This is a genomic window from Massilia rubra (genome assembly GCF_011682065.1).
Classification (GTDB): Bacteria; Pseudomonadota; Gammaproteobacteria; order Burkholderiales; family Burkholderiaceae_D; genus Telluria_A; species Telluria_A rubra.
In genome coordinates this window covers 1-6,635 of sequence record NZ_VUYU01000057.1, presented here as the reverse complement: position 1 = coordinate 6,635, position 6,635 = coordinate 1, and the positions used below count along the sequence as shown (strand labels likewise).

Annotated in this window: 5 protein-coding genes; 4 read left to right on the top strand and 1 reads right to left on the bottom strand. The window is 62.7% G+C overall.

Going from position 1 to position 6,635, the window contains the following annotated elements:
- Positions 1 to 131: 131 nt before the first annotated feature.
- The gene (locus tag F0185_RS33840; protein ID WP_370664106.1) at positions 132 to 569 is read right to left on the bottom strand and encodes a GNAT family N-acetyltransferase; all 438 of its coding nucleotides are present in this window, start codon (positions 567 to 569) and stop codon (positions 132 to 134) included.
- Positions 570 to 714: 145 nt separating this feature from the next.
- Between F0185_RS33840 and argH the strand changes: the two genes are divergently transcribed.
- The 4 genes from argH (at position 715) to F0185_RS33820 (ending at position 5,796) form a co-directional block, all read left to right on the top strand.
- Complete coding sequence (gene argH, locus F0185_RS33835; protein ID WP_167233047.1) at positions 715 to 2,112, top strand: argininosuccinate lyase; 1,398 nt, start codon at positions 715 to 717, stop codon at positions 2,110 to 2,112.
- A 110-nt stretch (positions 2,113 to 2,222) separates the two neighbouring features.
- The gene (locus F0185_RS33830; protein WP_167233052.1) at positions 2,223 to 2,807 is read left to right on the top strand and encodes a TRAP transporter small permease subunit; all 585 of its coding nucleotides are present in this window, start codon (positions 2,223 to 2,225) and stop codon (positions 2,805 to 2,807) included.
- A 62-nt stretch (positions 2,808 to 2,869) separates the two neighbouring features.
- Positions 2,870 to 4,558 carry a TRAP transporter large permease gene (locus F0185_RS33825; protein ID WP_167233046.1) on the top strand — a complete coding sequence of 563 codons (1,689 nt, stop codon included), beginning with the start codon at positions 2,870 to 2,872 and terminating at the stop codon, positions 4,556 to 4,558.
- Positions 4,555 to 5,796 carry a M24 family metallopeptidase gene (locus tag F0185_RS33820; RefSeq protein WP_308625138.1) on the top strand — a complete coding sequence of 414 codons (1,242 nt, stop codon included), beginning with the start codon at positions 4,555 to 4,557 and terminating at the stop codon, positions 5,794 to 5,796. The genes F0185_RS33825 and F0185_RS33820 overlap by 4 nt, the downstream gene beginning before the upstream one ends.
- Positions 5,797 to 6,635 lie beyond the last annotated feature (839 nt).

Below are 6,635 nucleotides of genomic sequence, written 5' to 3'. Positions count from 1 at the left end.
GGGGCGCCCGGGGGTGTCCACCCCTTGGGGGGGCCCCGCGCTCGATAATCCTTCTTCGTTGGGTGCCGCGCTGGGGGGGACCCCACGGCTCTTAAGTTAGCGACAGCAGATGATGTCCGCTCGTGAGGCCATCAACTCACGTACATATTCGGGAAATACCGCTCCATCAGCGACTCCGGCCGCTGCGGCGCGGTGAATCCGAACTGCGCATACAGTGCATGCGCGTCCCCCGTCGCCAGGGTCAATCTGCGCAAGCCCTTCAAACTCGGATGCGCCAATACCGCCTTCATGATCTCTTTGCTGAATCCGCGCCCGCGGTATTCGGGAATCACAAAGACATCCACCAAATTACCAAAAGTCGCAAAATCGGTAACCACCCGCGCAAACGCCACCTGGCGGCCATCGACATAGCCTCCGAAACACAGGGAATTTTCGATCGCACGCTCGACCACCGGGCGCGAAATGCCCACCGCCCACGTCGACTGCTCGCTCAGAAAGCGATAAATCATCGGCACATCGAGCTGCGAGCGGTCGGTACTGATCTGTAAAGTGGACATGGCTGGACGCATCCCGTGAAAAGAAACAATTCTACCTTCGTTCGCCGTGAGCGCAAGGCCCGCGCGCGAATTCGGAACACCCATACAACCCCCAACAGGAATTGCCCGCAGCCCGCTTTCCTTGTTTATAATCAGGTAACGTAAAGGAACTATTCACATGACCGCACAACTTTCAAAGAAGGGCGAAGCCTGGTCGGCGCGCTTTTCAGAACCCGTCTCCGACCTCGTCAAACGCTACACCGCTTCCGTCTTTTTCGATAAACGCCTGGCCCTGTTCGATATCCAAGGCTCGCTCGCGCACGCCGAAATGCTGGCCGCCCAACAGATCATCAGCGCCGCAGACCGCGCCGAAATCGAACGCGGCATGGCCCAGATCAAGGGCGAAATCGAGGCCGGCAGCTTCGAATGGCTGCTCGACCTGGAAGACGTTCACCTGAATATCGAAAAACGCCTGACCGAACTGGTTGGCGACGCCGGCAAGCGCCTGCACACGGGCCGCTCGCGCAACGACCAGGTGGCGACCGACATCCGCCTGTACGTCCGCACCGCCATCGACGACATCGTGGTGCTGCTGAACGGCCTGCGCGCCGCCCTCACCGACCTGGCGGAACAGAACGCCGACACCATCATGCCCGGCTTTACCCACATGCAGGTGGCCCAGCCGATCACCTTCGGCCACCACATGCTGGCCTACGTCGAGATGTTCGGGCGCGACGTCGAACGCATGCAGGACGCCCGCAAGCGCGTCAACCGCCTGCCGCTGGGCGCCGCCGCACTGGCCGGCACCACCTTCCCGATCGACCGCGAACGGGTCGCCCGCACGCTCGGCTTCGACGACGTTTGCCACAATTCGCTCGACGCCGTCTCGGACCGCGATTTCGCGATCGAGTTCTGCGCCGCCGGCGCCCTGGTCATGACGCACATCTCGCGCATGTCCGAAGAACTGGTGATCTGGATGAGTCCACGGGTCGGCTTCATCGACATCGCCGACCGCTTCTGCACGGGTTCGTCGATCATGCCGCAAAAGAAAAATCCGGACGTGCCGGAACTGGCGCGCGGTAAAACCGGGCGCGTCTACGGCCACTTGACGAGCCTGCTGACCCTGATGAAAGGCCAGCCGCTGGCCTACAACAAGGACAACCAGGAAGACAAGGAGCCGCTGTTCGACACCGTCGACACCCTGGTCGACACCCTGCGCATTTTTGCCGACATGGCCGGCGGGATCACGGTCAAGCCGGACAATATGCGCGCCGCCGCCCTGCAGGGCTACGCCACCGCGACCGACCTGGCCGACTACCTGGTCAAAAAAGGCTTGCCGTTCCGCGACGCGCACGAAGCCGTGGCGCGCGCCGTGCGGGCCTGCGACGACCTCAAATGCGACCTGGCCGAGATGTCGCTGGACCAGCTGCGCGCATTCTCAAGCCTGATCGGCGACGACGTATTCGCGGTGCTGACCCTGGAAGGCTCGGTGGCGGCGCGCGACCATGTGGGCGGCACCGCGCCGCGCCAGGTGCGCGCGGCGATCGCCCGCGTGCGCGCCCAACTGGCCGGGTAGCCGCACCTGCAGTGACCTGTATTTAAACCGACCGGCGCGCAAGACGCCGGCGACTGTGCTTGTTTTTGAACTTATTGTTTGAAACTACCGGAGATAACAGCACCATGCTCATGTCACTTTTTGTCGTGCTGTCGCGCGCGATCGATACTCTCAACGAGAAGATCGCCAGCGTCGTCAGTTGGGCCTTGCTGGCCGCAGTGATCATCTGCGCCGGCAATGCCCTGATCCGCTATATCTTCCATACCAGCTCGAACGCCTGGCTCGAAGTCCAGTGGTACCTGTATGGCGCCATGTTCATGCTGGCCTCGGCCTACACGCTCAAGCGCGACGAGCATGTGCGCATCGATGTCATCGTCGGGCGTTTTTCGAAACGCACCCAGGTCTGGATCGACATCGTCGGCTTCCTGCTGTTCCTGCTCCCCGTCTCGCTGCTGATCCTCTGGTACAGCATTCCCTTCGCGCGCATCTCGATCGAGAGCGGCGAAATGTCGAGCAACGCCGGTGGCCTGATCGTGTGGCCCGCCAAACTGCTTATTCCGGTCGCCTTTGCGCTGATTATCCTGCAAGGCCTGTCCGAAATCATGAAGCGCGTCGCCTACCTGGCCGGACGCATCGACGCCAGCTCGTTCTCCAAGCAGGTCACTACGCCGCAGGACGAGATCGACGCAATCAAGGCCGCCAATAACATCGGCTAATCCGGTTAAAGCAGCAAGGTTAAAGCTTCAATCCAGCACACAGCCACTTCGGTCAGGGACACATGGAACAATTCATCATCGCCAACCTGGCGCCCATCATGTTTGGGGCGCTGGTCATCTTCTTGCTATCGGGTTTTCCGGTCGCATTTTCACTGGCCGCCAACGGCCTGTTTTTCGGCCTGGTCGGCATCGAGCTCGGTTTGCTCAAACCCGAACTGCTGCAGGCGCTGCCCAACCGGATCTTCGGCATCATGGCCAGCGAAAACCTGCTGGCGATCCCCTTCTTTACCTTCATGGGACTGATCCTGGAAAGGTCGGGGATGGCGGAGGACCTGCTCGACACCATCGGCCAGCTATTCGGGCCGATTCGCGGCGGGGTGGCGTATGCCGTCATTTTCGTCGGCGCCCTGCTGGCCGCGACCACCGGCGTGGTGGCCGCATCGGTCATTTCGATGGGCCTCATTTCGCTGCCGGTGATGCTGCGCTACGGGTACGACAAGCGCCTCGCGTCCGGCGTGATCGCCGCTTCCGGCACCCTGGCCCAGATCATCCCGCCCTCGCTGGTGTTGATCGTGATGGCCGACCAGTTGGGCAAGTCGGTGGGCGACATGTACAAGGCCGCTTTCATCCCCGGCCTGATGCTCACCGCGATGTATGCCGGCTATGTGCTGGCCCTGTCGATCTTCAAGCCGCACCATGTGCCGGCGCTGCCGCCCGAAGCGCGCAACCTGAGCGAGCCTAACGGCGACAGCGGCGCAACGTCGTTGCTGTTGATGGTGATCGGCACGGTCGCCGTGTCGTATGCCTTCGCCTGGGTCTGGGGCGCCAGCCACCCGCAACTGGGCAAGGATGAACTGGGCGTGTACGCCGCCTCGGCCGGCGTGGCGCTGGCCTTCGCGTTCGCGCTGGCGAACCGCAAGTTCAAACTCGGCCTGCTCTCGCGCATGGCCGAAAAAGTGGTGTTCGTGCTGGTGCCGCCGCTGGCGCTGATCTTCCTGGTGCTGGGCACGATTTTCGTCGGCATCGCCACCCCGACCGAAGGCGGCGGCATGGGCGCGATGGGCGCCATCCTGCTGGCGATCCTCAACGGCCGCCTGTCGTGGAGCTTGCTCAAGCAAGCCATGAACTCGACCACGCGCCTGTCGTGCTTCGTCATGTTCATCCTGATCGGTTCGACCGTCTTTGCGCTGGTGTTTCGCGGCGTGGACGGCGACCTGTGGGTCGAGCACCTGCTGACCGGCCTTCCGGGCGGGGTGACCGGCTTCCTGATCGTGGTCAACGCCATGTTCTTCATCCTGGCCTTCTTCCTCGACTTCTTCGAACTGGCCTTCATCCTGGTGCCGCTGGTCGGCCCTGTGGCCAACAAGCTGGGCATCGACCTGATCTGGTTTGGCGTGCTGCTGGGCGTGAACATGCAGACCTCCTTCATGCATCCGCCGTTCGGCTTCGCGCTGTTCTATTTACGATCGGTGGCGCCGAAAGAGGTCAAGACGTCCGATATCTATTGGGGCGCGATCCCGTTCGTGGTGATCCAGGTGATCATGGTTTGCCTGATTATCGCCTTCCCGCACCTGGTCTCGGTCGAGAAAAAGGTGGACATGAACGAATCGATCGAACTGAAGATCGACGCGCCGGCGGCCGACACCGAACCACTGCAACTGCCGTCCGGCGAGGCCGGCAAGAAGGATGACGACAGCACGCCCGAACTGAACTTTTCAACCGACAGCGACGCAGACGCGAAAAAGAAATGAGCACAATGAACGCATTGAACATCGGCGGTAAAACCATGGACGAGGCGCTGGCCGCCCTGTCCGACATGACCGGCGGCATGACCCCGATCGGCCAGCGGGAACACGAAGAGCGCATCGCCCGCGCCCAGGCCTTCATGGTGGAACAGGGCATCGGCGCGGTGTTCCTCAACGCAGGCACCAACATGCGCTACTTCACCGGCACCAAGTGGTATGCCAGCGAACGCATGGTCGGCGCCATTTTGCCGGCCGTCGGCGCGCTGGAATACATCGCACCGGTGTTCGAGGAAGGCTCGCTGACCGACTTCATGCTGGTCAAGGGCAAGGTCAATTGCTGGGAGGAGCACGAGAGCCCCTACCAGTTGTTCATCGACGTGCTGGGGCGCATGGGCGTCAAGCCGGATCCGGCACGTCCGCCGCGCATCGGCATCTGCGAGAGCGCCGCGTTCTTCATCGCCGACGGTATTGCCCCGCTGGCCGCCGGCTACGCGCTGGAAAACGCCAAGAGCGTCACGGCGTTCTGCCGCGCGCGCAAGTCGCCCGCCGAAATCGCGCTGATGCAGCGTGTGAAGGACATGACCCTGGAAGTGCACAAGGCCGCCGCCGCCATCCTGCACGAAGGGATCACCACGGTGGAGGTGAGCGACTTCATCGCGCGTGCGCACCGCAAGGTGGGGGCGCCGGGATCGTACTTTTGCATCGTGCTGTTCGGCGAGGCGACCGCGTATCCGCACGGCGTCAGTTATGCGCAAACCCTGAAAGCGGGCGACGTGGTGCTGATCGATACCGGCTGCCAGGTGCATGGCTACATTTCGGACATCACCCGCACCTATGTGTTCGGCGAGATCAGCGAACGCCAGCGCTTCGTGTGGAATGCCGAGAAGGCGGCGCAGCTGGCCGCCTTCGCTGCGGCGCAACTGGGCGTGCCGTGCCGCGAGGTCGATGCCGCCGCGCGCGCCTCGCTCGAAGCGAACGGTTTCGGTCCCGGCTACAAGCTGCCAGGCCTGCCGCACCGCACCGGCCACGGCATCGGCATGGATATCCACGAGTGGCCCTACCTGGTCGGCAGCGACAGCACGCCGCTGGCCGTGGGCATGTGCTTTTCGAACGAACCGATGATCTGCATCCCGGGCGAGTTCGGCGTGCGCCATGAAGACCACTTTTACATGACTGCCACGGGACCGAAGTGGTTCACCGAACCGGCGCACTCGATCGACGATCCGTTCGGCCCCAGCCGCTGAACAGCGTCATGGGCGTCGCCAGGTGCGGCGCCCAATGATTCAATTTGTGCAAGGCGGCTGATGAACCCTCATATTCATATGCCAACGCCTTTACACCTAAAAGCCTGAAACAGTGTTGCAAACAAGGTGAAAATCGCACGTTTGTTACAAAATAAACAAAACATGACGTTTATTTGTTTCCACTAATCACTTATTATCTCTGGTCGTGGACACACCGGGAACACTTTCATGCAAAAGCAACAACTACTCGACGCAGGTGTCGAGGATGACGCTGGCGTCGACGCCATCATGTCAACCATCCAGCTTGATGTTGCTGGCGATGAATCGATTTCGGGTGTCAGGCTGGCCACGACGGCCACCGCCCTGCTCTCCGGCGCCGTGCTGGCAGGCTGCGGTGGCGGCGGTGAAAGCTCCGCGATTCCCACCGGGGTATCGGCCCCGCCGGTAGTCGTGCCGACACCGGCCGTGCCAACGCCGTTTCCGACGGCGCCGACGCCAGTGCCAGTGCCAGGCACGCCCGGTCCCGGTCCCGCACCCACGCCGACCGTGCCGACACCGGACATGACGGTCCCGGACATGACGATGCCGGACGTGACGACGCCAATGACGCCGATGACGCCGACCCCGGACGTGACGACGCCAATGACGCCGACCCCGGACCTCCCGACTACGCCGACCGCGCCAACGCCGACGCCAACCGCGCCGACCCCGACTCCGGCCCCAACCACCAACCCAACCCCCACCCCAACGCCCAAACAGACCCCAACCCCAACGCCACCCCCGCCCCCGCAACAACCCCCCCCCCCCCCCCCCGGCGACCCCAACAAAAACCCCCCCCA